Source organism: Nonomuraea candida (assembly GCF_000725485.1).
GTDB lineage: Bacteria > Actinomycetota > Actinomycetes > Streptosporangiales > Streptosporangiaceae > Nonomuraea > Nonomuraea candida.
In genome coordinates this window covers 81,616-107,295 of the sequence record NZ_JOAG01000011.1, presented here as the reverse complement: position 1 = coordinate 107,295, position 25,680 = coordinate 81,616, and the positions used below count along the sequence as shown (strand labels likewise).

The window sequence follows — 25,680 nt, the reverse complement described above, 5'->3', positions numbered from 1 at the left end:
GTCACGAGACGACCACATTCCCTCACTGGGAGTCAAACAGGATCCGACATGGGGCTCCAAATTTCCGTCCCGAACGGACGGGAGGGGCTGGGGCCGGCGTCAGGGCCGGTAGGGGCGGCCGCGGGGCCACCATCCCGGCACGCGGGCGCGTCCGGTCCCGCTCCGGCCGTCTCAGACGAGGCGCACGATGATCTTGCCGCGCACGCCGCCCGCCTCCAGCGCCCGGTGCGCCTCGGCGATCTCCTCCAGGGGGAAGACCCGGTCCACGACCGGTTTCAGGTCGCCGGACCTCACGTATCCGGCGAGGTCGGACAGGAGGCGGTGGCTGGGCTCGCCGCTGAAGAAGCGCACGCGCCGGGAGCCGTACACGGCGGAGGCGGCGAGGTAGGCCAGGGACGGGACGAGCCGGTCGATGTCGAAGGCGATCGCCACCATGCGGCCGGACCGCGTCAGGAGCCGGCGGTAGGCGGCGTGATCGGTGCCGGCGGTGTCCAGGATCACGTCGAACGGGCCCAGGTCCGACGGCCGGGTGGTGGCGTAGTCGTACGCCTCGTGGGCACCGAGATCGCGGACGAGGTCCAGGTTCCGCGCCCCGGCCAGGGCCGTGACGTGGGCGCCGAGCGCCCTGCCGAGCTGCACCGCCACGACGCCCACGCCGCCGCTGCCGCCCCGGACCAGCAGGCGCTCGCCCGGCCGGAGCGCGGCCTTGTCGCGCAGCGCCGTGATCGCGGTCACGCCCACCGGGAGCGCCGCCGCCTCGACCAGGTCGAGACCGGCCGGGACCAGGGACAGGCGCCGGGGGCGGACGACCACGTACTCGGCGACGCTGCCGAACACGAGGCCCAGCCCGCCCCACACCCGATCCCCGACCTTCGGCCCCGCACCGCCACCGCCGGCCCCGTCCGGCCGGCCCGAGCCGCCACCAGACGCGCCTGCGGCTTCCGGGCCCAGGGCGACGACCTCGCCGGTGAAGTCGATGCCGATGCGCTTCGGGAAGCCCCGCCGCATCAGCCCCGTGACCAGCCGCAGCCGGCCCGCCCTGCCGTGCAGCTCGCCGCCGTTGACGCTGGCGGCGTGCACGCGCACCAGCACCTCTCCGGGTGCGGGGACCGGCCTGGGCACCGTCCCCACGTACAGCACCTCCGGCGGCCCGTACCGGTCGAACAGGGCCGCGCGCATCTCGTTCGGTGTCTTGTCCACACCAGTGACGCTAGCGGGCAAACCGGATGGGGTCGTCCACTTACGTTAATGTGAGAAACATGCCTGCTCATCCCTCTCAGTTGGAGCCCTCCGAGGAGCTGCGGGCCGACGCGCGGCACAACCGGCGGCGCATCCTCGACGCCGCGCGGGAGTCGTTCGCCGCGCGCGGGCTCGACGTGCCCATGGCGGCCATCGCGCGGCGGGCCGGGGTCGGCGTGGCGACGCTCTACCGGCGCTTCCCGTCACGCGAGTCGCTGATCACGGAGGTGTTCGGCGACGAGCTGGCCGCGTGCGCGTCGGTCCTGGACGAGGCTCTGGCCGATCCGGACCCGTGGCGGGGGTTCCGCACGGCCGTCGAGAAGGTGTGCGCGATGCAGGTGAGCGATCGGGGGTTCACCGAGGCGTTCCTGACGGCGTTCCCGGAGGCGGCGGACTACGAGCGGGCGCGGGCGCGGGCCGAGCGGGGCCTGGCGGAGGTGGTGCGGCGGGCCAAGGAGGCGGGCCGGCTGCGGCCCGACTTCGACCTGGCCGACCTGACGCTGCTGCTCAAGGCCAACTGCGGCGTGGCCACCGGGAGCGGGGAGGCCGCGGCGGCGGGGTCGCGGCGGCTGGTGGCGTACCTGCTGCAGTCCTTCGGCGCCGAGCACGCCGAGCCCCTGCCGCCACCCCCGCCGCTCACGCTCGGCCACCTGCGCGCCGCACCGGCCGCCCGCTGACCCGCTGACACGGCCCGGCGTGGGTGCGTCGCGGGCCGCCGGCGCGGCGCGCGCTCACGGGGCTCGGCGTGAGCGCGTCGCGGCGCCCCGCTTCCCCGCGCCGCCTGTCTGGTGCAAGGTGGGAGAGCACCTCAAAGTTGCCAGAGCCCAGCTGAGAGGAACCCATCATGCACGCGAACGTCGGTGACATGCTGATCTTCCACTCCAACGTCGTCGGCCACGGCGACAGGAAGGCCGAGATCATCGAGGTCCGGGGCGAGGCCGGGACACCTCCCTTCGTCGTGCGCTTCGACGACGGCCACGAGCAGATGGTCTTCCCCGGCCCCGACGCCGTGGTCCAGCCGGCGACGCCGGAGTGACCGCCCGCCGGGGGCTCCGGGCGGCGGCGGTCACTCGCCGAGCGAGCGCAGGGCGGCCCGGAGGTCGGGGCCCGAGCCGGCCGCGACCTCCTGGCCCTCCCGGTCGCGGGCGATGGCGACGACCCCGTCCACCGGGCCCCTGGCCAGGGTGATCGTGTGACCCCGGGCCACCAGCTCCTCGGCGTCCGGGCGGCGCCGGGGAGCGGGCCGGTCGAGCAGCCGGCCGGCCGCGATCAGCGCGGCGACGGGCGTGCGGTGGCGGGTCAGCAGCACGGGGCCCTCGTCGTACGGGCCGGCGGTCTGGCGTACGAGATCGCCGAGCTTGGCGCGGGCCGTGGACAGCGACACCACCGGCAGGCCGCTGAGCACGCCGGGCACCTCGGAGCGCGGGATCAGCGCGGCCCACTCGTAGCGCTCCCGGGTGATCAGGGTGGTGGCGCCGTTCCTGGCCGCGCGCACGAGGGCGCCCCACTGGGCGCGCGCCTCCTCCACGCCGACGGGGGCGCCGAAGCGGTCGCGCAGCTCCTCATAGACGGACGGGTCCATGGTGATCATTGACGGATCGTAAGCCGCCTTACAAACCTCCGCAAATCATCACCGGCCGCGTAAGGTACCCCGGTGCACATCTTTCCTTGAGACCGAGCGGCTGATCCTGCGGCGCGTCGTGGAGTCCGACGCGGACGACCTCTTCCACCTGCACAACGACCCGGAGGTCATGCGCTACCTGAACGGCGGCCGGCCGACGCCCCGCGAGGAGATCGCCGAGCGGACGCTGCCCGCGCTCATCGGCGGCGGGTTCTACACGGCGCTGGACAAGCGGCAGGCCGGCCGGTTCCTCGGCTGGTTCCACCTGCGGCCGGCCGAGGGCGGCACGGACGAGGAGCCCGAGCTGGGCTACCGCCTGCACCAGGCGGCCTGGGGCCGGGGGTACGCGACCGAGGGCTCCCGCGCGCTGATCGCCAAGGCCTTCGGCGAGCTGGGCGCGCGGCGCGTGTCGGCGCGGACGATGACGGTCAACCTCGGCTCGCGGCGGGTGATGGAGAAGTCCGGGCTGCGCTTCGCGCGCACCTTCCCCCTGGACTCGCTCGCGCACGTCGAGGGCTGGGAGCAGGGCGGGGTCGAGTACGAGCTGCTGCGCCCCGAGTGGCAGGCCGCCCGTGACGCCGGCCACAGTGGTTAGGGTGCCTCCCATGGGATATGACGCGCTGTTCCGCCTGGACGGGCGGCGGGCCGTGGTGATCGGGGCGGCCAGCGGGATCGGCAGGGAGGCGGCGCTGGCGCTGGCCGCCCACGGCGCCTCGGTGGTCTGCGCCGACCGTGACCTGCCCGGCGCGGAGGAGACCGCCGCCGGGTGCGGGGGCACGGCCCGGCCGGTGGACGTGCTCGACGGCGGCGCGGTGCGCGAGCTGGCCGCGCGGGAGCCGGCCGACGTGCTGGTGTTCACCGCCGCCGCCAACGTGCGCAAGCGGTTGCTCGACTACACCGGCGAGGAGTTCGACCGGGTGGTGGGGCTGAACCTGCGGGCCTCGTTCGACGTCGTGCGGGCGTTCGGGGCGGGCATGGTCGAGCGGGGCCGGGGCTCGATCATCGGCTTCGCCTCGATCAGGGCCTCGGTCACCGAGCCGGGGCAGGGCGCGTACTCCGCCACCAAGGCCGGGCTGGTGCAGTTGCTGCGCACGGCCGCCGCCGAGTTCGGGCCGCACGGCGTGCGGGTGAACGCGATCGCGCCCGGCGTGGTGGAGACGCCGCTGACCCGGCAGATCAAGGACGACCCCGCCTGGTACGCCGCCTACGCCGCCAAGAGCGCGCTCGGCCGCTGGGCGACGGCCGGCGAGCTGGCCGGCGCGGTGGTCTACCTGGCCGGCGACGCGGCGAGCTTCGTGACCGGCTCCGTCCTGTACGTGGACGGCGGCTGGACCGCCGTGGACGGTCGCTTCGACCCCCCGACCTAGACCGGGGACGGCCGTTTCGACCCTCCGACCTGAACCGGGGACGGCCGTTTCGACCCACCGACCTGAACCGGGGACGGCCGTTTCGACCCACCGACCTGAGCCGGGGTGGACCGGCGGGCCGTGCGGTCAGAAGTCGCGGGTCAGGAAGCGGCGGGCGGCCTCGGCGAACACCCGCGTGCAGCGCACGATCTCGGCCACCTCCACGAACTCGTCCGCCTGGTGCGCGATCCACTTGCCGCCGGGCCCGTACACGACCGACGGGATGCCGCCCCAGTGCGTCAGCACGGTCCCGTCCGTCGAGCCGGGCACCCCGCCGTACACCGGCTCCTCCCCCGTCACGGCCAGGTGCGCGGCGGCCAGCGCGGCCACCACCGGGTCGGTCACGGGCACGTCCACCGGCGGCCGGTCCACCAGCACCGACACCTCGGCGTCGATCCCGTCGCGGGAGGCGAGCGCGGCCACCCGGTCGGCGAGCTCCTTGTGCTCGACGCCGGGGATCGTGCGCACGTCCACGAAGACCGAGGCCGTCGCGGGGATCACGTTGACCTGCTCCTCGGAGCCGGCCCGCAGCACGGTCGGCGTCACGTACACCTCGCCGAGGTGCTCGTGCGCCGGGTGGCGCGCCTGCAGCTCCCCCTGCAGCTCGCGCAGCGCCACCAGCAGGGAGCCGGCGGCCGCGACGGGATTGCGGCCGTGCTGCGGCATCGCGCCGTGCGCCATCGTGCCGGTCAGCTCGACGCGCAGCCGCAGCGCGCCCTTGGCGACGGCGCAGATCTCGCCCGCCTCGGGCTCGGCCACGATCGCGCCGTCCACGCCGGCGGTGAGGCCGGCGGAGACGAAGTGGTGCGCGCCGAGCATGAGACCCTCCTCGTCGGCCAGCGCGCACACCTTGACCCGGCCGGGGAACGGGCCCGCGAGCTGCAGGGCGCGGGTGGCGTAGAGGATGGCGGCCAGGCCGGACTTCATGTCGGCGCTGCCCCGGCCCCACAGCCGCCCGTCGCGGATCTCGCCGCCGAACGGGTCGACGCTCCAGGCGGACGGGTCGCCTTCGGTGACGACGTCCGTGTGGCCCTCGAACATCAGGGTCGGGCCGGGGCCGCCGCCGCCCTCGACGACGGCCACCACGTTGGGGCGGCCGGGCGCGGCCTCGTACACGACCGGGTCCCAGCCCCACTCCCGCATCTTCGCCTCGACCAGCTCGGCGGCGGGCCGCTCGCTGCGCCCGCGCGCCGGGTCGTTGGTGCTGGGGACGCGCACCAGCGCCTGGGTGAACCGCACCACTCCATCGGCGTCGATCTCGATCACGGGGTTTGTCACAGGGCCAGTCACGGGGCCGGTCACAGCATCGGTCACGGGGTCGGTCACAGCAGTCCCTCCAGCGTCGGTACGGCCCGTAGCAGCGCCTGCGTGTACGGGTGGGCGGGCGCGGCCCAGACGTCGTCCACGGGCCCGCTCTCCACGATCTCGCCCGCGCTCATGACCGTGACCGTCTCGCACACGTGCCGCACCACGGACAGGTCGTGCGAGACGAACACGAGCGTGAGCCCCAGCTCGTCCACCAGGTCGGCCAGCAGATTGAGTATCTGCCCCCGTACGGAGACGTCCAGTGCGCTGACCGGCTCGTCGGCGACGAGCACCGCGGGCCGGGGCGCGAGCGCGCGGGCGATCGCGATGCGCTGGCGCTGCCCGCCGGAGAACTGGTGCGGGTAGCGGCCGGCGGCGCCGGCGGGCAGCCCGACCGCGTCGAGCAGCTCCGCCACCCGGTTCCCGACGGGCAGGCCGAGCCCGACGAGCGGCTCGGCGACGAGGTCGCGCACCCGCATGCGCGGGTCGAGCGAGCTCATCGGGTCCTGGAAGACGATCTGGAGGTTCTCGCGCAGGAAGCGCAGCGCGCGCTCCGGCCTGCCGGTGATCTCCCTGCCGTCGAAGCGGATGGAGCCGGCGGTGGGCTGGTCGAGGGCGCAGAGCAGGCGCAGCAGGGTGGACTTGCCCGAGCCGGACTCGCCGACGATGCCGTGGCGTTCACCGCGCTGGACGGTCAGCGACACGTCGCGCAGGGCGTGCACGACGCCGCCCTGCCGGCCGAACGAGCTGCGGGGGCGGCGGTAGACGCGGCTGACCCCGCGCACCTCGATCAGCGGGCCGTCATTCGGCGGGGTGCCAGCATGCGAAGGCATGACGGTCTCCTGTCGGTGTCGGCTCGCCCGGCGTCGGCTCGCCCGGGGCCGGATCGCCCGGGGCCGGATCGCCCGGGGCCGGATCGCCCGGGGCCGGATCGGTGAGTTGGGGCTCGGTGAGTTGGGGCTCGGTCTCGCAGGTGGGGGTGGCGTGCGGGCAGCGGTTGCGGAACACGCAGCCGCCGGGGAAGTGCCCGGCCGCCGGGACGCTGCCCTCGATGACCGGCAGCCGGGTGCCGCGCGGCGTGAGCCGGGAGGCGGCCAGCAGGCCCTGGGTGTAGCGGTGGCGGGGCCGGGTGAAGACCTCGCGGAGCGGGCCCGACTCGACGACGCGGCCGCCGTACATGACCAGGACCCGCTCGCACATCGAGGCCACCACGGCCAGGTCGTGGGTGATGAACAGCAGCGCGGGCGCGACCTCGGAGATCAGGTCGAGCATCTGCTTCTGCACGGTGACGTCGAGCGCGGTGGTGGGCTCGTCACAGATGAGCAGGCCGGGGCCGTTGGCCAGGGCGATGGCGAGCATGACGCGCTGGCGCTGCCCGCCGGAGAGCTGGTGCGGGTAGGCGCGGGCGAGCCGGGCGGGCTCGGGCAGCCGTACGCGGTCCAGCAGCTCCACCGCGCGCTCGCGGGCCTCGCCCCGGGGGCGGCCGTGCAGCGTCATGACCTCGGCGACCTGGGCGCCGACCCGCATGAGCGGGTTGAGCGCGGTCATGGGCTCCTGGAAGACCATGGACATCCGGCTGCCCCGCAGCCCCTTCAGCCGGCTCTCCGGCACCCCCAGCAGGTCGTCGCCGCCCAGCCTGGCCCGCCCGGTCGCGGTGACGCCCTCGGGCAGCAGGCCCATGAGCGACAGCGCGGTCAGCGACTTGCCGGAGCCGGACTCGCCGATGAGCCCGACCCGTTCGCCGGGCGCGAGGGAGAAGGAGACGTCGTGGACGAGCTCGACGCCGTCCGCGCGCACGGTCAGGCCCTCAACCTTCAGCACGGATCCTCCTGAGCCTGGGGTCGAGGAAGTCACGCAGGCCGTCGCCGAGGAGGTTGAAGCCCAGCACGGCCAGGGCGATCGCGAGCCCCGGCCACAGGGCCAGGCGCGGGGTGGAGAAGAGCAGCTCCTGCGACTCCTGCAGCATGCGCCCCCAGGACGGGATGGGCGGGCGGGTGCCGAAGCCGAGGAACGACAGCGCCGCCTCGGCCAGGATCGCGATGGCGAACGACACCGACGCCTGCACGATCAGCACGGAGGCGATGTTGGGCAGCACGTGCCGTACGGCGATGGCCGGGCGGCGCCGCCCGGCGGCCCTGGCCGCCAGGATGTAGTCGGTCACCATGACCTGGAGCGTGGCGGCGCGGGCCACGCGGGCGAACGCCGGCACGGTGGCCACCCCGATCGCGATCATCGCGGTGAGCGTGCCCGGCCCGTAGACCGCGCCGAGCATGACGGCCAGCAGCAGCGCGGGGAAGGCGAACACCAGGTCGTTGACCCGCATGATCAGCTCCGACAACCAGCCGCGCGGCGTCATCCCGGCGATCACGCCGAGCGGGGCGCCGAGCACGGCGGCGATGCCGACGGCGACGACGCCGACGTAGAGCGTGGTGCGGGCGCCGACCATGAGCTGGCTGAAGGTGTCGCGGCCGAACTTGTCGGCCCCCAGGAGGTAGCCGCCGCCCGGCTCGCGCAGCCGCTGCGCGGCGTCCACGAGCGTGGGGTCGTGCGGGGTCCAGAAGAACGACGCCACGGCCGCGAGCGCCACCAGCCCGACGAGCGCGCCGCCGGCCAGCAGCCCGGCGTTCAGCCGGCCCCCCGGCCTCCCGGGCCGCCTGCCCGGCCGGTCATCGGGCAGGTCCCCCCGTCCCTCGCCGGGCTGCTCGCCGGGCCGATCGCCCGGCCGCCCGCCTGTCGTCCAGCGTGTCATCCAGCGCGCCTTCCTGCCGGTCATCGCAGCCTCGGGTCGAGCAGGTGGTAGGCCACGTCCACCACGAAGTTGATCAGCAGGACGGCCGCCACCAGCACCATCACCACGCCCTGGACGAGCAGCAGGTCGCGCCCCGCGACGCCGCTGAGCAGCAGGTCGCCGAGGCCGGGCAGGACGAAGACCCGCTCGACCACCACCGCGCCGATCAGCAGCGTGGCCAGTTGCAGGCCGAGCACGGTGACGACGGGGATGGAGGCGTTGCGCAGCCCGTGCCGCCACAGCGCGCCGGTGCTGCCCCGGCCCTTGGCGCGGGCGGTGCGCAGGTAGTCCTCGCGCATCACGTCGAGCACGGCGCTGCGCACGTACCGGGTCAGCACGGCGCCCTGCACCAGGCCGAGCGACAACCACGGCATCAGCAGGTGGCGCAGCCACTCCCCCGGCCCGTCGGCGAGCGGCACGTAGCCGCCGGACGGCAGCGCCTGGGCCCGTACCGCGAACACGAACACCAGCAGGATGCCGGCCAGGAACGCGGGCACCGCGATGCCGATCTGGCTGACCGCGCTGATCGCCGCGCCGAGGGGGTTGCGGTGGTGCACGGCGGCGAACGTGCCCAGCGGCACCGCCAGCGCCAGCGCCACGGCCATGCCGCCGGCCACCAGCACGACCGTGACGCCGAGCCGGTCGGCGATCTGCGGGCCGATGGGGGCGCTGGTCACGTACGAGGTGCCGAAGTCGCCCTGGAGCAGGCCGCCGAACCAGTCGAGGAAGCGCACGGCGGGCGGCCGGTCGGTGCCGAACTGGCGGCGCAGCTCGGCCACCGCCTCGGGGGTGGCGTTGACGCCCAGCGCGATCTCGGCCGGGTCGCCGGGCAGCAGCGCCATGAACGCGAAGACCGCCACGGCGGCCACGGCGGTGCTGGCGAGCAGCACCGCCACCCGCTTGACGAGGTACGGCGCCGCCGCCCCGGCCGGACCCGGGTTGGGCGGGGTCACGGTTGCCTGGCGAGCGCGGTGAAGTCGAAGGACTCCGCGATGGCGTTCTTCGGCAGCCCGGTGACGCCCTTCTTCGCCACGATCAGGTTCGGGAACAGGAAGAGCCAGTCGGCCGCGGCGTCCTCGGACAGCAGCTTGGCGGCCTGCTTGAGGTCGTCGGCCTGCTGCTGTTCGGTGCCCTCGTCGGCGGAGGCGAGCAGCTTGCCGAATTCGGGGTTGTCGTAACGGAAGTAGTACGACTTGTCGGCAAAAATGCCCATGTCGCGGGGTTCGACGTGGTTGATGATGGACAGGTCATAGTCGCCCTTGGTGAACACCTGGTCCAGCCAGCGGGCGGGGAACTCCAGCGGCTCGATGTCGGCCGTGATGCCGACCTGGGCGAGCTGCGACTTGACGACCTGGGCGCTGTTGACCGCGTACGGCAGGTTGGGGATGCGCATCTTGACGGTGAACGTCCTGCCGCCGAGCAGCTCCTTGGCCCTGGCCGGGTCGTAGGGGTAGTCGCCGGTGCGGTCTTCGTACCAGGGGTCGGTGGGCGGCACCATCGAGCCGATGAGCTGCCCGCGCCCGGCCCAGGCGGTGTCGAGCAGCGCCTTGTGGTCGATGGCGTGCCGGACGGCCTGCCTGACCTTCTTGTCGTCGAAGGGCGGGCGGCCGTTGTTCATCGACAGCACCACCTCGCCGTTGGTGGTGCCCTCGACGGTGACGAACCGGCCGGGGTCGGCGAACTGCTGCAGCGACTCGGGGGCCTGCACGCTGGAGATGACGTCGATGCCACCCGTGAGCAGCGCGTTGTTCATCGCCGTGGCGTCCTTGAAGTATTTCAGCGTGATCGCCGACAGCGGCGGCTTGGCACCCCAGTAGGAGGGGTTGACCGCCAGCCTGATGGAGTCGCCGCGCCGCCAGGAGCCCAGCACGTACGGCCCCGTGCCGACGGGCTTGTTGGCCAGGTCGGCGACCCCGGTGCGGCTGAACATGGCACCGAGCCTGGTGGCCATCGAGTAGAGGAAGCCGTTGCTGGGCCGCTTGAGCGTGACGACGACGGTGGTGTCGTCCTTCTTCTCGACCTCGTCGATGACGTCGAGCTGCGACTTGATCTTGAGCTTCCAGTCCGTCCTGACCCGGTCCAGCGAGAACACCACGTCGTCGGCCGTGAACGGCGCGCCGTTGGTGAACCTCACGTTGGGTCGCAGGGTGAACGTGTAGGTCCTGCGGTCGCCGGAGACGTCCCACTTCTCGGCCAGCAGCGGCACGATCCGGCCCGCCTGGTCGAGCTTGACCAGGCCCTCGTAGACGTTGACGAGCAGCGCCTGCGGGATGGCGGCGCCCTCGGTGGAGGTGAAGTCGAGGTTCGCCGGCTCGGCCACGAACCCGACCGACAACGACGACGCGCGGGCGGCGTCTCCGGCGCCGCCACCGGTGCCTCCCCCGTCGCCGCCGCAGGCGGTGGCCAGCAGGAGACCGCCCGCGGCGATCCAGATCCCGATGCGCCTCATGTCCTACAGCCTCCTGGCTAGTGTACTGATCCGACCAGTAGGCTAGCGACCACCTGCCGGGCGGGCGCGAGCCGATGGCGCGGTTCCAGGTGAGCCGCTCCGCCGCGCGGGGGCGCCGCGCGTGAATCGCCCCGCGGGCGCTGCTGGAGTGACGTGGCACACAGGGTGTTATGTTGCCCAGGTGGCGCGCGTGGACGGGGACGGGGACGGCCTGAGAGAGGCCTTTCTGCGTGAGCCGCGGCGATACACCAGTCACCAGGTCGCCGAGATGGCGGGGGTGCCGGTCTATCGCGCGCGGCGGTTCTGGCGTGCCCTGGGGTTCGCCAACGTGCCCGACGACGCGGTGGAGTTCACCGACTCCGACGTCGAGGCGCTCAAGACGCTGGTCGGCATGGTGACCTCGGGCGTCTACGACGAGGAGCACGTGCTGCTCATGGCGCGCTCGCTGGGCCGGGCCACGACCAGGCTGGCCGAGTCGCAGGCCGAGCTGGGCGCCGAGGCGCTCGACAAGGCGGGCGTGCCGCTGGCCGACCGGCCGCGCGCCTGGCGCAGGCGGGCCGAGCTGGTGGTGCCCGACCTGGCGCGGCTGCTGGTCTACGCCTGGCAGCGCCAGCTCGCCGCCGCCGCCGGGCGCATCGCCGAGCAGGACCTCAGCTCCGTACGCCTGGCGGTCGGGTTCGCCGACCTGGTCGCCTTCACCCGGCTGAGCAGGCAGATCACCGGCAGCGAGCTGGCCCGGCTGATCGACAGGTTCGAGGGGCGCTCGGCCGACGTGGTGACCTCCTCCGGCGGGCGGGTGGTCAAGACGCTGGGCGACTCGGTGCTGTTCGTCAGCGACAAGGCGCACGTGGCGGCGGAGATCGCGCTGCGGCTGGTCGAGACGCACGCGCGCGGCAGGGACATGCCGGAGCTGCGGGTGGGGCTGGCGTCCGGGCCGGTCGTCTGGCGCATGGGCGACGTGTTCGGCACGACGGTCAACCTGGCCAGCCGGCTGACCGCGCTGTCGCTGCCGGGCACGATCCTGGCCGACCCGCAGCTCGCGGAGGAGCTGGAGGGCGATCGGGCCTTCCGGCTGCGCGAGGTCAACCGGCTGTCGGTGCGCGGGCTGGGCGAGCTGGCGCCGTACACGCTCATGCGGGCCGAAACCCCCTGACACCCCCTCCTTCCGGTACGGGCGGAGCGACCTCCTCCCGGTACGGGCGGAGCGACGCGGGCGACCCGGGACGGGCCGGGCTGGAACAGGGCGGCCGGGGGCGGGCAACCTGGTCCGGCGGTCGATGCGTCACTACCGGCAGCCGGTGTTCACAGGAGGCGCGTCAAGTTGGCGGATAGGGCGATATTTCAGGACTTCGTGGTGACGAGGTCGGATCGGTTGTTACGTACTGCGTACCTGCTGACCAGGGACTGGGGCGTCGCGGAGGACCTGCTGCAGGAGTCGCTGGCCAAGGCGTGGTTCGCCTGGCCGGGCATCGACGAGCCCGAGCCGTACGTGCGCAGGGTGCTGGTGACCACGTACACGTCCTGGTGGCGGCGGCGCTGGCGCAGGGAGCTGCCCAGCGACGACCTGCCCGAAGGGGCGGTGCATGACGCGGCGGGCGAGGGCGAGGAGTTGTGGCGGGCCGTCGGCCGCCTGCCCGCCAAGCAGCGGGCGGTGATCGTGCTGCGGTTCTACGAGGACCTGCCGGTCAGCGAGGTGGCCCGGGTGCTCGGCTGCCAGGAGGGCACGGTCAAGAGCCAGACGGCCAAGGCGCTGGCGAAGCTGCGAGTGGACGAGTCGATCGTGAAGGAGCTGCGCCGATGAGCGTGCAAGACCTGCGTGACGTCCTGCGGGAACGGGCCGGCGGTCCCTCGCCCGCGAACCCGTACCGCCACGACGAGGTCCGCGCCCGCATCCGCAGGCGGCGCCGGCGCAGGCGGACGGCGGCGGGCGCGACGGCGGCGGTGGCGGCCGTGACGGTGGCCGTCGCCCTGCTGCCGGGCGCCGACGAGGCGGAGCCGCGCGAGACGACGGCGCTGACCCGGCCGGCCGCCGAGCCGTCGGCGTCGGCGTCGGCGTCGGCGCGGGCGGAGCGCAGCCTGCCCGAGCGGTTCACCGCGCCCGACGGCACCCGGTACCGCCGCCTGACCACGACCGCGATCACCCACGGCGGCGAGAAGAGGGCGTCGGTGACGGTCCCGGTCTCCGGGCTGCCCCTGGACGTGGCCGGGGTGTGCGACGGCGAGTTCGGCGCGGCCACGCCGCGGTTCCTCGTGAACGGCAGGAACTCCGGCTCCCACCGGTTCTCGCCGTGCCCGGACGGCATGCAGCTCCGGCCGCTGACGGTGCCGGAGGGCGCCAAGGAGGTCACGGTCACGTTCGACACCACGACCGTCGGCCGGGGCTGCGTCTTCGAGAAGAAGGACGGGCCGTGCGTGCCGGCCAAGGAGAGGCCCGCCGACTGGAGCCTGGGGATCTACGAGTGGACGCCGCCGGACCGGCCGGTCACCCCCGAGCCCGTCAGGACCTTGCCCGACCGGCTGGGCGGCATGAAGCTGGCCCGCCTGGCGACGGGCCGGTACCCGGCGGACGCCTCCGTCGAGGCCGAGGTCGTCAGCCGGGGCGGCAAGATCGGCATCGAGCAGCTCTGCACGGGCGACCTGGCCGACCGGTTGTGGTTCACGTTCACCGTCGACGGGAAGCCGGCCTCCTCCACCCCCGGGTGCGGCGTGTGGAAGAAGGGCCCGTTCCCGGCGGCGATGAGCGAGTTCCCGGTGCCCAGGGGGCGGAAGGTGCGGATCAGCGCGCGGATCGGGAGCTGGGGCGAGCACACGAGCCGGCCGGTGAACTGGGCGATCGGGATCTACGTCAAGTGACGCCTTAGGCTATGGGCGCGCGAGGGCCGGTGCGCGAGGAGGCGGAGGAGGAGGTGGCCGTGATCGAGCGGGCCGCGAGCGAGGGCAGGCTGCTGGACGGTGACGCGCGGTTCCTGGTGGAGTCCCGTTACGGCCACTTCACCGCCATGCAGGTCAGGGACCGCCGGGTGCGCGGGCTCGACCTGCACCTGGAGCGGCTCGACAGCGCCAACCGCGAGCTGTTCGGGACCGGCGTCGACCGGGCCGCGGTGCTCGCCGCGATCCGCACGGCGCTGGACGGCGGCCCGGCGCCCGACCGCGACCCGGCGCCCGACCGCGACCCGGCGCCCGGTGACGGCACAGCGTCGGGCGACGGCACGGCCCGGGGCGACGGCGTCCCGGACGCTCGCGTCCTGGACACCCGCCTCCGCGACGCGAGCGTCCGGGTCTACGTGCTGGAGGCCGAGCCGCCGCGCGTCGTCGTCAGCGCGGGCCCGCCCCACGCGCCGCTCCCCCGCCCGCTGAGCGTGCGGCCGGTCGTCTACCAGCGCTACCTGCCGCACATCAAGCAGGCGGGCGGCTTCCAGCAGGCCCACATCCTCCGTACGGCGCGGCGCGCGGGCTACGGCGAGGCGCTGCTGACCACCGAGGACGGCCTGATCAGCGAGGGCTCGATCACCAACCTGGGCGGCTTCGCCGGCGGCCGGCTGGTCTGGCCGGACGCGCCGATGCTGCACGGGATCACCATGCGGCTGCTGGAGCGCCTGGACGTGCCGCAGGAGCGCCGCCCGCTGAGGGTGGCCGACCTGAGCGGGTTCGACCTGGTCTTCCTCTGCAACTCCTGGGGCGTGATGCCGGTCGGCAGCGTGGCCGGGGTGCCGCTGAGCGTCGACGAGGGGCTGTTGAAGCGGCTGCTCGCGTACTACGACGGCATTGCGGGCGATCCGCTGGATTGATCCGGGCGGCGGGGGTGTTGCACCCGTACATGACCGCCTACTCGATTCTCGACCGTTCACTCGTCCGGCGCGGCTCCGACCCCGCGGCCGCGCTGCGCGAGAGCGTGCGGTTCGCACGGCAGGCCGAGGAGCTCGGCTACCACCGGTTCTGGGTGTCGGAGCACCACAGCGTGCCGGGCGTGGCGGGCTCGGCCCCGACGGTGCTGGCGGCGGCGGTGGCCGCGGCCACCTCACGGATCCGGGTGGGCACCGGCGGCGTGATGCTGCCCAACCACCGCCCGCTCGTGGTGGCCGAGCAGTTCGGCGTGCTGGAGTCGCTGCACCCCGGCCGGATCGACATGGGCCTGGGGCGTTCCGTGGGTTTCACGGGCGGCATCCGCAGGGCGCTCGGGCACGGCAAGGAGGCCGCCGACGGGTTCGGCGACCAGCTCGCCGAGCTGCTCGGCTATTTCACCGGCACGCAGAGCGTGCATCCCGGGGTGCACGCGCTGCCCGCCGAGGGGCTGCGGCCACAGGTGTTCGTGCTGGCGATGGGGGCGGGGGCGGACATCGCGGCGGAGCACGGGCTGCCGATGGTGATCGGCGGCGGGGCGCGGATGGTGGACGCGGTGGCGCGGTACCGCGCCGGGTTCCGGCCGTCGGCGTGGGCGGCGCGGCCGTACGTGATGGTGGCGGTGGACGTCGCGGTCGGGCCGACGGCGGCGGAGGCGGCGCTGCTGCAGCTGCCCGAGGCGTGGTCCACGGTGCGCTCGCGCACCGGCGGGGCCTTCCCGCCGCTCGTGCCCGCCGAGGAGGTCGCCGAGGAGGTCGCGGCGCTGGCGCCGGGGGCGCGGGAGCGGGCCTACCTGGAGGAGACGCTCAAGGGCAAGATCCACGGCACCGAGCCCGAGGTCGCGGTGGCGCTCAGCGCGCTGGTCGAGGCGAGCGGGGCCGACGAGGTGCTGGTCACGATGAACACCTACGACCTGGACCGGCGGCTGGACTCCTATCGGCGGCTCGCGACCGTATTCACGGGTTAGGATCACCCGAATATCGTTCTGCGTGAGTGAAGGGGCACCCCCCATGATCCGTCAGCACGCCATCGGTGACCTCCTGCGGCGCTCGGCCGCCCGCCACCCCGCCAAGACCGCGATCGTCTTCGGCGACCTGCGCCAGAGCTACGCCGACCTCGACCAGGTCGTGAACAGGACGGCCAACGCCCTGGCCGCGCGGGGCGTGGGCAAGGGCGACCGGTTCGCGATCTTCAGTCACAACAACCACGCCTTCGTGGTCGCGTACTTCGCGCTGGCGCGGCTCGGGGCGATCTCCGTGCCGGTCAACTTCATGCTCGGCGCCGACGAGGTGGCCTACGTCCTCGACCACTCCGGCGCGACCGGCCTGCTGGCCGAGGAGGCGCTGCTGCCGGTGGCCGCGGCGGCGGTCACCGACCGGATCGCCGTGCGCGGCGTGATCGGCGCCGCCCGGGACGGCTGGGAGCCGTTCACCGCCTGGGCCGCCTTCGACGACGCCTCCGAGCCGCGGGTGGAGATCGCCGACGACGACCCGATCCAGCTCATGTACACCAGCGGCACCGAGTCCCGCCCCAAGGGCGCCACGCTGTCGAGCAGGAGCCTGATCGCGCAGTACGCCACCTGCGTCGTGGACGGCGAGATGAGCCACGACGACGTCGAGGTGCACGCCCTGCCCCTCTATCACTGCGCGCAGCTGCACTGCTTCCTGATGCCGGGCGTCTACCTGGGCGCCACCAACATCATCCTGCCCGGCCCGAGCCCCGCGGCGATCCTGGCCACGATCGAGGGCGAGCGCGCCACCAAGCTGTTCTGCCCGCCGACGGTCTGGATCTCGCTGCTGCGCCACCCCGACTTCGACCGCCGTGACCTGTCGTCGCTGCGCAAGGGCTACTACGGCGCCTCGATCATGCCGGTGGAGGTGCTGAAGGAGATCGCCGCGCGCCTGCCCGGCGTGCGGCTGTTCAACTTCTACGGCCAGACCGAGATGGCCCCCGTCGCCACCATCCTCGGCCCCGACGAGCAGCTCACCCGGCTCGGCTCGGCCGGCCGGCCCGCGCTGAACGTCGAGACCCGGATCGTGGACGACGCCGGCGAGCCGGTGCCGCCCGGCGTGGTCGGCGAGATCGTGCACCGCAGCCCGCACGCGATGCTCGGCTACTGGAACGACCCGGACAAGACCGCCGAGGCGTTCCGCGGCGGCTGGTTCCACAGCGGCGACCTGGGCGTCATGGACGCCGACGGCTACCTGTCGGTGGTGGACAGGAAGAAGGACATGATCAAGTCAGGTGGCGAGAACGTGGCCGGCCGCGAGGTCGAGGAGGCGCTCTACCGGCATCCGGCGGTCGCGGAGGCGGCGGTGTTCGGCGTGCCGGACGAGAAGTGGATCGAGGCGGTGACGGCCGCGGTGGTGCTGCGCGAGGGGGCCGAGGCGACGGCCGAGGAGCTGATCGGGTTCCTGCGCGAGCGGCTGGCGCCGTTCAAGACGCCCAAGCGGGTGGTGTTCGTGGCGGCCCTGCCGAAGAACGCCTCGGGCAAGGTGCTCAAGCGGGAGCTGCGCAACCGGGTGGAGTGAGGGCGCGGGCCGGCTCAGGCCTGGTGGTGGTAAGGCGCGTGGCGTAAAAAGCGCGCGGCGCGAAATAGCGGCGCGGCTCGGGCACGATCAGGTATCGCCCGCTCGTCTAACGGGCATCCCCTTCCGACGACGACTTCACCTCACGTCCCGGACGGCACCGCCGTCTCAGACCCGAGAGAGGCCGCCATTGCCCAGTCTGCCCGAGCTGGCACACCGTACATTGTTCCGCACGCTTTCACTGCTCCCACCCAAGGGACAAGGGCTCGTCCTGCGCCGCTACTTCGACTGGTGGCACCGCAGCCCTGACCCGTGGAAGCTGTCCACCGACGGCTACGAGCAGCACAAATACCGCTCGACGCTGGAGCAGCTGCCGCCCCGGCCGTACCGGCGCATCATCGAGGTGGGCTGCGCGGAGGGCGTGTTCACCCAGGCGCTCGCGGCGGCGTACCCCGAGGCGGAGATCACCGGGGTGGACGTGTCGGAGCGGGCGCTGGAGCGGGCGCGCGCCCGCGTGCCGGATGACGGCGGCCGGGTGCGCTTCATCCAGGCCGACATCCTCACCCACCGGGCCGAGCACCGCTTCGACCTGGTCTTCTGTTCCGAGACGCTCTACTACCTGGGCCGCCACGAGCGCCTCCAGCGGGCCTCCGCGCAGCTCAGCGGGCTGCTCGCGCCCGACGGGGTGCTCGTGGCGGTGCACCCCTGGCCCGAGGCGACCCGGCTGCACGGCTATCTCGACGCGCACGGGTCACTGGCCCGGCTGACCGAGCAGGTCTACCAGACGCCGCCCCGCCCCTTCGCCATCACGATCTACGGCGCGAAGCCCGCCTGACCGCTGTCGCGCGCTTCAGGTGGTGGTGGTGGTGCGGCGGTCGAGCGCCTGGGTCCACTTGACCGCCACGGCCGCCACCTGGATGAGCTCCTTGCGCAGCCGTCCCGGGTCGGACTCCGCGAACGCCTCCATCACCTCCTCGGCCAGGATGTGCCGCCAGGTCAGCTTCCCGCTCCTGGCGGCCTCGTCGGTCTCCTGCCTGGCCAGGTCGGAGTCGGCCGTCGCGTCCTCGCCGCCGGTGCCGTCCGGCAGCAGCTGCATCCCGAACCGTACGTCCTGGGCCACCCGCTCGGCCGCCACGTCGGCCAGGACCCGCGCCAGCGAACCCGGCACCCCCGCGTCCCCGTCATGATTCATGCGCCTCAGTCTGGCCCAGCACCCGGCCGGCCCGCGGGCATTCAGGGGGCGGCCGGGCGCGGTTTCGCAGGCTGCGCCGCCACCGGCGGCGTCGCGGCTCCCGGTGCTACGCGGGAGGGCGGTGGGGCGGGCGGAAGGCGGGGCCGAGGTCGGTGACGCCGGAGCAGACGTGGTCGCGGAACGAGCGGGCCGCCGGGGTCAGGCGGTCGCCGGCGGGCCAGCTCACGCCGATCGTCCTGAACAGCGGGGGCGAGAGCGGGACCTCCACCACGTCCCCGCCGTTCAGGACGGCCGGCGGGTGGTCGGAGCGGGGCAGGAGGGCCACCCCGAGCCCGGCCGCCACCAGCCCGCGGACGGTCTCCGACTCCTGCCCCTCGAAGGCGACCCGCGGCTCGAAGCCGGCCGCCGCGCAGAGGTCGTCGGTGATCTGGCGCAGCCCGTACCCGTGCTCCATCATCACCAGGTCCTCCCCCTCCAGGTCCGCGACGCGCGCCCGCCGCCTGGCGGCCAGGGGGTGGGTGCGCGGCGCGACGAGCACCAGCTCCTGGTCGGCGAGCGGGCGGCTGACCAGGCCGGGGTCGTCCAGCGGCATGGGGGCGACGAACACCAGGTCGATCTCGCCCTCGCGGAGCGCGTCCAGCATGTCCTGCCGCGAGCCCTGGACCAGGCTGAAGCGCACGCCCGGGCTGCGCGCGCGGAAGCCGCCGATGAGCGACGGCACCAGGGTGCGGCCGAGCAGGTGCAGGAAGCCGAGCACGATGCGGCCGCTGCCGGGGTCGATCTCCTCGCGCACCTCGCGGGCGGCGGCGGTCACGGTGGCCAGGGCGCGGGTGGCGGAGGCGGCCAGCGTGCGGCCCGCCCTGGTCAGGCGGATGCCCCGGCCGGACGGGAGCACCAGCGGCGCGCCGACCAGCTCGGCCAGGGCGGCCAGGCGGCGGCTGGCCGTCGGCTGCGGGATGCCGAGGAGCTCGGCCGCCCGGGTCACGTGGCCGGTCTCGCCCACGGCGGCCAGGAGCGCGAGGGCCGGGGCCAGGCGGGCGGCCAGGCGGTCGTCGGAATCATCCATCACGGTATGAATTATCGCTCATCACAGTATTAGACGTATTTATTAGCCTTGCTTAGCGTTTGGCGGGTGGTGGTTCTTGAGGCTTCTTCCGCTCCCGCCTCCGTCGGCACCCGGCGCGTCAGCGCCGCCGTGGCGGCGGCGGGGCTGTCGTCGTTCGCCCTGCTGTACGCGCCGCAGCCGGTGCTGCCCCAGCTCGCGGCGGCCTACCGGCTGGACCCGGGCAGCGCGTCGCTGGCCGTCTCGGTGGCGACCGCCGCGCTGGCCGTGGCGGTGCTGCCGCTGGCGTGGCTGGCCGGGGTGGTGGGGCGGCGGCGGGTGATCCTCTGGTCGGTGCTCGCCGCGGCGGTGATCGGGCTGCTGCTGCCGCTGGCGCCGTCCTTTCCGGTGCTGCTCGTGCTGCGCGGGGTGCAGGGGGTGGCGATCGCCGGGTTCGCGGGGGTGGCGGCGGCGTACCTGGCCGACCAGGTCGGCATCGCGCGGCCGGCCGGGGCGGTGGGGGCGATGATCGCGGGCAACTCGGTCGGGGGCATGCTGGGACGGCTCGGCGCCGGCTTCGCGGCCGGCCCGCTGGGCTGGCACGGAGCCCTGCTCGCGGTGGCCGCCGTGGCCCTGATCTGCGCGATCTTCACCGCGGCCACCCTCCCCGCCGGCAAGCCCCCCGCCACCGGCACCACCGCCGGCGGCACCACCGCCGGCGGCGCCGAGCCTCAGGCCGGCGCGGAAACCTGCGCGCGGGAGGGCGCCGGTGCCGGCGTCGGCACGAGGGCCGAGCCACGGGACGATGCGGCGCGCGCCGGAGCGCGGGACGGCGTGCCTGCCGGGCGCGTGCGGCTGGGGTGGAGGCTGGCGACGCCGATGGCGGTGGGGGCGCTGGCGATGGGGGCGTTCGTGGCGCTGTACAACGCCGCCGGGTTCCGGCTGGCCGCGCCGCCCCTCTCGCTCGCCCCGGCCGCCGCCTCCCTGGTCTTCCTGTCCTACGCCATGGGCACGGTCTCCTCGGCCGCCGCGGGCAGGCTGGCCGGCCGCCTGGGCAGGACGCCGGCGCTGGTCGCGGCGCTGGTCGTGACGGTGGCGGGGACCACGCTGACCGCCGCGTCGTCCCTGCCCGTCATAGCGGCCGGCTTCGCCGTCCTGACCGCCGGGTTCTTCGCCGCGCACGCCATCGCCAACGCCTGGGTCACCGCCGACGCGCCCCCGGCCGCCCGGGGCCGCGCCGCCGGGCTGTACACGCTCTGCTACTACCTGGGCAGCGGCGTGGGCGGCACGGCGGGCGCCGTCGTGTACGACCGCGTGGGCTGGACCTGGCTGATCGTCCTGACCTCGGCCTGGCTCCTGACGGCCGCCCTCGCCGTCCTCCTCACCCGCCCCCGCACCGCCTGACCCACTCCACTCCCCGCCGCCGCCCCGCCTGACGGCGTGCTCCGGGTCACGTGACGGAGCGCTCCAGGGAGTCGGTCAGCCAGCCGAGCGTCGCGCCGATCGTGGCCTTCTCGCCGCTCACCCCTGCCGCGCCCGGCCGGGTCAGCGGAAGGCCGGGACGGTGGGCGGGTGGCCCATGAGGACGGCGCCGGCGGCGTCGTACATGGCGGGGCTGAGGAAGGCGTGTTCCTGGGGCACCAGCGCGTCCCCGAGCAGGGCCTGCAGCGGGTGGGTGCGGTGGATGGCGGCGGTGCCGGACAGGGAGACGACCTTGGCCACCACCTCCGCCGCCGTCCTGGCGAGGTGGGCGGCGGAGAGCCGCAGGTGCGCGTTCTGCTCGTCGCCGACCTCGCCGCCGGCGGCGAGTGAGTCCCACGCCTCCTCGGCGGCCTCGTAGAAGTAGGCGCGGGCGGAGCGCAGCGCGGCCTCCGCCTCGGCGACGCCGGCCCGGTAGTAGGCGCGCTCGGCGAGCCGCGGCGCGCCGGTGATGCTCGCCCGGCCGCTTCCGGTCCGCTCGGCGAAGTCGAGCGCGGCCCTGGCCACGCCGGCGGAGACGACGGAGAGCGACTGGGCGGCGTACGCGATCGCGGGATAGCGGTAGAGCGGCTCGTCGATCACCGGCGGGCCGCCCCTGATGAAGGACCACTCCCTGTCGACCTCGACGTCTTTGGCGACCAGGTCGAAGGAGCCGGTGGCCCGCATGCCGACGACGTCCCACTCGCGGACGATCTCCAGGCGGTCGGGGGTGAGGACCACGCCGCGCGGCTTGCCGGCGGTGGCGTCGTCGCCGGGGATGCCGACGCAGACGACGTCGGCCGCCATGCAGCCGCTGGCGAACTTCCACCGGCCGTTGAGCAGGAAGCCGCGCGCGGTCGGGGTGGCCGGCTGGACCGGGAACAGCCCGCCGGCGAAGACGACGTCGGGGCCGTCAGCGTACAGCTTGGCCTGGGTCTCCAGCGGCAGCGGGCCCAGGTAGACGAGCTGGGAGCCGAAACTGGCGACCCAGCCGGTGGAGCCGTCGACGGCCGAGATCCGCTCGATCTTCCTGAGGAACTCGGCGGGCGGCATGGTCTGCCCGCCGAACCGTTCGGGCGTGGCGGCCCGGTAGAGGCCGAGCGTCTTGAGCCGGTCGACGAAGTCTCTGGGGACGTAGCGCAGCTCGTGGAACTCCTCGCGGCGCCCGGCCAGCTCGGCGAGCATGTCCTCGAAGGGGTCGGCGCCGTCTCGGGGGCCGCTCTCCTGGTCGTGCGCCATGGTCGCCTCCGGTCAGAGTTCGACGTGCGTGTCGGGGTCGCCGCCGAGGCGGCCGCCGGTGTCGAGGTCGTCGAGCCGGGCCATCTCGTCGGGCGACAGGCTGAAGTCGAAGACCTCGAAGTTCTGCCGGATGCGCTCGGGGTCGGCCGACTTGGGGATCGGCACCGCGCCGAGCTGCAGGTGCCAGCGGAGCACGACCTGCGCGGGGGTACGGCCGTGCGCGGCGGCCAGGTCGGCCACCACGGGGTCGTCGAGCAGCTTGGAGCCGGCGCCGAGCGGGCTCCACGACTCGGTCACGATGTCGTGCTCGGCGTGCCAGGCGCGCAGCTCGCGCTGCGGGAAGCCGGGGTGCAGCTCGACCTGGTTGACGGCCGGCCAGACGCCGATCTCGGCGACCAGGCGCTCGATCTGCCCGGGCGTGAAGTTGGACACGCCGATCGAGCGGACCAGGCCCTGCTCGCGCAGGTGCGTGAACGCGCGCCAGGTGTCGACGTAGAGCCCCCGGCCGGGCAGCGGCCAGTGGATGAGGAACAGGTCCACGTAGTCGAGGCCGAGCCTGGCCCGGCTCTCCTCGAAGCCGCGCATGGCGGCATCGTAACCGTGGTGGGAGCCGCGCAGCTTCGTGGTGACGAACAGCTCCTCGCGCGCCACGGACGCCTCCGCCACGGCGGCGCCGACGCCGGCCTCGTTGCCGTAGGAGGCGGCGGTGTCGATCAGCCGGTAGCCGAGCGAGACGGCGTAGGTGACGGCCTGACGGGCCTCCTCGTCGTTCATGGGCCAGGTGCCCAGGCCCAGGCGCGGCATCGGGCGGCCGTCGGCGAGCATGACGGTCATCATGGGGTCCTTTCCTCGGTGGAGCCGACTGTGCTCCTTACCCCGAGGCCACATCAGCCAATCCGTCGCGTGCCGTCACAGTGTCCTCGACCTTTCCGATCAATGAGGTAGACAACTGTGGGAGGTGCGATGTGCTGACCGTCATAGGCGCGGGTTTCCCGCGCACCGGGACCAGTTCCATGAAGGCCGCGCTGGAGCGGCTGGGATTCGGCCCCTGCCACCACATGTACGACGTCATGAGCGGCCCGGCCCGCATCGACCGCTGGCTGCCCCTGGCCGGGGACGGGCCGGTGGACTGGGATCACGTGCTCGAGGGGTTCCGGTCGAGCGTGGACTGGCCGGCCTCCCACTTCTGGCGGGAGCAGGCGCTGGCGTACCCGGAGGCGAAGGTCGTGCTCACCGTGCGCGAGCCGCACGCCTGGTACCGCAGCATGATGACGCTGATCGAGACCGGGCCGCGAGCTCTCTCGCCCGAGGGGCCGCCGCCGCCGGCCGGGACCTTCCTGGCCGAGGTGGGGCGGCTGACGCCGCTGCTCGACCGGATGGCCGCCGCGCTGTTCGGGCCGGGCCGGACGATGGCCGACGGCCCGGTCGACGAGGCGAGCGCGGTGGCGGCGTTCGAGCGCCACACGGCCACGGTGCGGGCGAGCCTGCCGCCGGAGCGGCTGCTGGTGTTCGACGTGCGCGAGGGGTGGGAGCCGCTCTGCCGCTTCCTGGAGGTGGACGTGCCCCGGGAGCCGTTCCCGCATCTGAACGACGCCAAGTCGCTGCAGGACTTCATGGCGCGGATGCTGCGCGGCGACACCTCCAACCCGTCGTTCCTGACGCAGGCGTAGGCCGCCCGGCTCCCCAGGACCCGCCCAACCCCAGGAGCCTCAGCTCTCCAGGTAGCGCAGGATCGCCAGCACGCGCCGGCTGTAGCCGGGGTCGCGGGGCAGGTCGAGCTTGTCCATGATGGCGTTGACGTGCTTCTCGACCGTGCTGAGCGAGACGTGCAGGCGCTCGGCGATGGCGGCGTTGACGAAGCCCTGGGCGAGGTGGCGCAGCACCTCGCCCTCGCGCGGGCTGAGCCTGCTCAGCGGGTCGGCGCGGGTGGTGCGGGCCAGGAGCCGGCGCACCACCTCGGGGTCGAAGACGGTGCCGCCCGCGCGCACCCGCTCCAGCGAGTCGAGGAACTCGGTCACCTCGGAGACCCGGTCCTTGAGCAGGTAGCCGAGCCCTTCGGTGGGCCCGGTCAGCAGCCTGGCGGCGTAGTGCTGCTCGATGTACTGCGACAGGACGAGCACGCCGACGCCCGGCAGGCGCTCGCGGATCTCCAGCGCGGCCCGCAGCCCGTCGTCCTTGTGCGTGGGCGGCATGCGCACGTCGATCACGGCCACGTCGGGGCGGTGCAGCGCGACGGCGTCGAGCAGCGCGGGCGCGTCGCCGACGGCGGCGACGACGTCGTGGCCGGCGTCGGCGAGCAGCCGGGTCAGGCCCTCGCGCAGCAGCACGGAGTCGTCGGCCAGGATCACTCGCACGGCGGCGCCTTGGGCAGCGTGGCGGCGATCCTGGTGGGGCCGCCGGGGGCGCTGTCGACGGTGAACGTGCCGTCGAGCGCCAGGACCCGCCTGGCCAGCCCGGACAGGCCGCCGCCGGCCGGGTCGGCCCCGCCCTGGCCGTCGTCTGAGATGGTCACGCTCACCGTCCGCTCGTCCTCGCTCAGCACCACCAGGATGTCATGCGCGCGGGCGTGCTTGACGGCGTTGGTGATGGCCTCGCGGGCCACGAAGTAGACGGCGGTCTCGATCTCCGAGGCGGGCCTTCGCGTCAGCCCGTAGTGCACGGTGACGGGCACGCCGGCGCGTTCCGCGACGCCGTCCAGGGCGGCGCGCAGCCCCAGCTCGTCGAGCGCGGTCGGGTAGACGCGCCAGGCCACGTCGCGCAGCTCGTCGAGGAGGCGGCGCGACTCGAGGTAGGCCTGGCCGACCAGCTCGGCCGCCTGCCCGGGGTCGTGCCTGGCGCGGCCGAGCAGCATGGCCAGGGCGACGCCGCGCTGCTGCACGCCGTCGTGCAGGTCGCGCTCGATCCTGCGGCGCTCGTCGTCCACGGCCCGCACGATGCCGGAGCGGGTCGCGGTCAGCTCGGCGATGCGCCGGCGCATCAGCTCCTCGCTGCCGGGGCCGAGGAAGTGCACGGCCAGGCGGCGGTCGAGGGCGGCGACGGCCACGAGCAGGACGACCAGCACGAACGCCAGGAGCGCGCCGGCGGTCAGGCCGACGGCGCCGGGGCGGGTGACGAGCCTGACGCCGGGCAGGTTGAGCGGCACGTGGTCCGGCTCGTTCCACAGCAGGTCCCAGGCGCCGCCGGCCAGCAGCAGGGCGGCCAGGAACCCGGTGGCGGCGCAGATGTACGCGCTGGTGACGCCGAACACGGCGCGGGCGGCGAGGAAGGCGTAGCCGCCCTCGCGCGGGGCGGCGCCGTGGCCGAGCCGGCGCGACAGCCGGGCCCGTTCCAGCGCGGTCAGCCGGGCCAGCCCGCGCGCGACGGCGGGGCGCAGCGGCGGGATCAGCCGGGCGGGCGCCGCCACGCAGAGGAAGGCCAGCTCGACGAAGCCGAGGGCCATCCCGAGGAGGACTCCCGCCAGGGCGGAGGCGATGCGCGTGCCTGACACGTGCGTGAAGTCTAGGCGGCCGCCGGGCCGGCCGCGGCCCCCGCCGGCACGCCCTGCACCGGCGCCCCCCGAACCCGGGCGGGCGT

At 74.2% G+C, this 25,680-nt stretch carries 27 protein-coding genes; 13 read left to right on the top strand and 14 right to left on the bottom strand.

Annotation, left to right across the window (positions count from 1 at the left end; all coding sequences use genetic code 11):
• Window positions 1-171: 171 nt before the first annotated feature.
• A complete protein-coding gene (locus tag IO39_RS11530) occupies window positions 172-1,179 on the bottom strand; it encodes an NAD(P)-dependent alcohol dehydrogenase (protein WP_043620423.1) in 1,008 nt (335 codons plus the stop codon).
• A gap of 80 nt (window positions 1,180-1,259) precedes the next feature.
• Between IO39_RS11530 and IO39_RS11525 the strand changes: the two genes are divergently transcribed.
• Together IO39_RS11525 and IO39_RS11520 are read left to right on the top strand one after the other, a co-directional pair.
• Window positions 1,260-1,916 (top strand): TetR/AcrR family transcriptional regulator, encoded by a 657-nt coding sequence (locus IO39_RS11525; protein ID WP_043620118.1) that lies wholly within the window; start codon window positions 1,260-1,262, stop codon window positions 1,914-1,916.
• A 167-nt stretch (window positions 1,917-2,083) separates the two neighbouring features.
• Window positions 2,084-2,275, top strand: a complete 192-nt coding sequence (locus IO39_RS11520) for a DUF1918 domain-containing protein (protein WP_043620116.1) — start codon at window positions 2,084-2,086, stop codon at window positions 2,273-2,275.
• Between the two features lie 30 nt (window positions 2,276-2,305).
• Here IO39_RS11520 and IO39_RS11515 read toward each other — a convergent pair whose 3' ends face one another.
• Window positions 2,306-2,830, bottom strand: a complete 525-nt coding sequence (locus IO39_RS11515; protein ID WP_052422758.1) for a type II toxin-antitoxin system prevent-host-death family antitoxin — start codon at window positions 2,828-2,830, stop codon at window positions 2,306-2,308.
• Window positions 2,831-2,921: 91 nt separating this feature from the next.
• On the opposite strand from IO39_RS11515, the gene IO39_RS11510 reads away from it, so the two are divergent.
• The gene (locus tag IO39_RS11510; protein WP_043620114.1) at window positions 2,922-3,455 is read left to right on the top strand and encodes a GNAT family N-acetyltransferase; all 534 of its coding nucleotides are present in this window, start codon (window positions 2,922-2,924) and stop codon (window positions 3,453-3,455) included.
• 10 nt (window positions 3,456-3,465) lie between these two features.
• Window positions 3,466-4,227, top strand: coding sequence for an SDR family NAD(P)-dependent oxidoreductase (locus tag IO39_RS11505; RefSeq protein WP_043620112.1), 762 nt, complete (start codon window positions 3,466-3,468; stop codon window positions 4,225-4,227).
• A gap of 126 nt (window positions 4,228-4,353) precedes the next feature.
• Here the strand turns inward: IO39_RS11505 and IO39_RS11500 are convergent, their stop codons facing one another.
• From IO39_RS11500 to IO39_RS11475, 6 genes are read right to left on the bottom strand one after another with little or no spacing between them, the layout of a single operon-like run.
• Entirely contained in the window at window positions 4,354-5,532 is a 1,179-nt protein-coding gene (locus tag IO39_RS11500; protein WP_211266979.1) for a M20 family metallopeptidase, read from the bottom strand.
• A gap of 56 nt (window positions 5,533-5,588) precedes the next feature.
• A complete protein-coding gene (locus tag IO39_RS11495; RefSeq protein WP_063765254.1) occupies window positions 5,589-6,404 on the bottom strand; it encodes an ATP-binding cassette domain-containing protein in 816 nt (271 codons plus the stop codon).
• Complete coding sequence (locus IO39_RS11490; protein WP_084772700.1) at window positions 6,373-7,392, bottom strand: ABC transporter ATP-binding protein; 1,020 nt, start codon at window positions 7,390-7,392, stop codon at window positions 6,373-6,375. Before IO39_RS11490 ends, IO39_RS11495 begins: the two co-directional genes overlap by 32 nt.
• On the bottom strand, window positions 7,379-8,320 hold the full coding sequence (locus tag IO39_RS11485; RefSeq protein ID WP_084772723.1) for an ABC transporter permease: 942 nt from the start codon (window positions 8,318-8,320) through the stop codon (window positions 7,379-7,381). Before IO39_RS11485 ends, IO39_RS11490 begins: the two co-directional genes overlap by 14 nt.
• Before the next feature lie 20 nt (window positions 8,321-8,340).
• Window positions 8,341-9,312, bottom strand: coding sequence for an ABC transporter permease (locus IO39_RS11480; RefSeq protein WP_052422757.1), 972 nt, complete (start codon window positions 9,310-9,312; stop codon window positions 8,341-8,343).
• Entirely contained in the window at window positions 9,309-10,808 is a 1,500-nt protein-coding gene (locus IO39_RS11475) for an ABC transporter substrate-binding protein (protein WP_052422756.1), read from the bottom strand. Before IO39_RS11475 ends, IO39_RS11480 begins: the two co-directional genes overlap by 4 nt.
• Window positions 10,809-10,998: 190 nt before the next feature.
• Between IO39_RS11475 and IO39_RS11470 the strand changes: the two genes are divergently transcribed.
• From IO39_RS11470 to IO39_RS11440, 7 genes are all read left to right on the top strand, one after another.
• Window positions 10,999-11,961, top strand: a complete 963-nt coding sequence (locus IO39_RS11470) for an adenylate/guanylate cyclase domain-containing protein (protein WP_157548197.1) — start codon at window positions 10,999-11,001, stop codon at window positions 11,959-11,961.
• 168 nt (window positions 11,962-12,129) lie between these two features.
• The gene (locus IO39_RS11465; RefSeq protein WP_043620110.1) at window positions 12,130-12,609 is read left to right on the top strand and encodes a SigE family RNA polymerase sigma factor; all 480 of its coding nucleotides are present in this window, start codon (window positions 12,130-12,132) and stop codon (window positions 12,607-12,609) included.
• A complete protein-coding gene (locus IO39_RS11460; RefSeq protein WP_043620108.1) occupies window positions 12,606-13,661 on the top strand; it encodes a hypothetical protein in 1,056 nt (351 codons plus the stop codon). The genes IO39_RS11465 and IO39_RS11460 overlap by 4 nt, the downstream gene beginning before the upstream one ends.
• An 11-nt stretch (window positions 13,662-13,672) precedes the next feature.
• Window positions 13,673-14,596 carry an aminotransferase class IV gene (locus IO39_RS11455; RefSeq protein ID WP_052422754.1) on the top strand — a complete coding sequence of 308 codons (924 nt, stop codon included), beginning with the start codon at window positions 13,673-13,675 and terminating at the stop codon, window positions 14,594-14,596.
• Window positions 14,597-14,625: 29 nt separating this feature from the next.
• On the top strand, window positions 14,626-15,615 hold the full coding sequence (locus IO39_RS11450; protein ID WP_043620106.1) for an LLM class flavin-dependent oxidoreductase: 990 nt from the start codon (window positions 14,626-14,628) through the stop codon (window positions 15,613-15,615).
• A gap of 43 nt (window positions 15,616-15,658) precedes the next feature.
• Window positions 15,659-17,179, top strand: coding sequence for an acyl-CoA synthetase (locus IO39_RS11445; RefSeq protein ID WP_052422753.1), 1,521 nt, complete (start codon window positions 15,659-15,661; stop codon window positions 17,177-17,179).
• Between the two features lie 187 nt (window positions 17,180-17,366).
• Window positions 17,367-18,011: a class I SAM-dependent methyltransferase gene (locus tag IO39_RS11440; RefSeq protein ID WP_169789052.1), complete on the top strand. Its 645-nt coding sequence runs from the start codon at window positions 17,367-17,369 to the stop codon at window positions 18,009-18,011.
• A 15-nt stretch (window positions 18,012-18,026) separates the two neighbouring features.
• On the opposite strand, the gene IO39_RS11435 is transcribed toward IO39_RS11440, so the two are convergent.
• Together IO39_RS11435 and IO39_RS11430 are read right to left on the bottom strand one after the other, a co-directional pair.
• Entirely contained in the window at window positions 18,027-18,368 is a 342-nt protein-coding gene (locus tag IO39_RS11435; RefSeq protein WP_063765253.1) for a hypothetical protein, read from the bottom strand.
• Window positions 18,369-18,474: 106 nt separating this feature from the next.
• Window positions 18,475-19,434 (bottom strand): LysR family transcriptional regulator, encoded by a 960-nt coding sequence (locus tag IO39_RS11430; RefSeq protein ID WP_043620099.1) that lies wholly within the window; start codon window positions 19,432-19,434, stop codon window positions 18,475-18,477.
• A gap of 66 nt (window positions 19,435-19,500) precedes the next feature.
• On the opposite strand from IO39_RS11430, the gene IO39_RS11425 reads away from it, so the two are divergent.
• Window positions 19,501-20,814 carry an MFS transporter gene (locus IO39_RS11425; RefSeq protein WP_211266978.1) on the top strand — a complete coding sequence of 438 codons (1,314 nt, stop codon included), beginning with the start codon at window positions 19,501-19,503 and terminating at the stop codon, window positions 20,812-20,814.
• Window positions 20,815-20,955: 141 nt separating this feature from the next.
• Here IO39_RS11425 and IO39_RS11420 read toward each other — a convergent pair whose 3' ends face one another.
• Both IO39_RS11420 and IO39_RS11415 read right to left on the bottom strand, forming a co-directional pair.
• Window positions 20,956-22,107: an acyl-CoA dehydrogenase family protein gene (locus tag IO39_RS11420; RefSeq protein ID WP_043620094.1), complete on the bottom strand. Its 1,152-nt coding sequence runs from the start codon at window positions 22,105-22,107 to the stop codon at window positions 20,956-20,958.
• A 12-nt stretch (window positions 22,108-22,119) separates the two neighbouring features.
• A complete protein-coding gene (locus tag IO39_RS11415; RefSeq protein ID WP_043620092.1) occupies window positions 22,120-22,944 on the bottom strand; it encodes an aldo/keto reductase in 825 nt (274 codons plus the stop codon).
• Window positions 22,945-23,072: 128 nt separating this feature from the next.
• On the opposite strand from IO39_RS11415, the gene IO39_RS11410 reads away from it, so the two are divergent.
• Window positions 23,073-23,777, top strand: coding sequence for a sulfotransferase family protein (locus IO39_RS11410; protein WP_043620090.1), 705 nt, complete (start codon window positions 23,073-23,075; stop codon window positions 23,775-23,777).
• 39 nt (window positions 23,778-23,816) lie between these two features.
• On the opposite strand, the gene IO39_RS11405 is transcribed toward IO39_RS11410, so the two are convergent.
• Together IO39_RS11405 and IO39_RS11400 are read right to left on the bottom strand one after the other, a co-directional pair.
• Window positions 23,817-24,461: a response regulator gene (locus IO39_RS11405; protein ID WP_043620088.1), complete on the bottom strand. Its 645-nt coding sequence runs from the start codon at window positions 24,459-24,461 to the stop codon at window positions 23,817-23,819.
• Complete coding sequence (locus IO39_RS11400; protein WP_043620086.1) at window positions 24,452-25,594, bottom strand: sensor histidine kinase; 1,143 nt, start codon at window positions 25,592-25,594, stop codon at window positions 24,452-24,454. Before IO39_RS11400 ends, IO39_RS11405 begins: the two co-directional genes overlap by 10 nt.
• Window positions 25,595-25,680 lie beyond the last annotated feature (86 nt).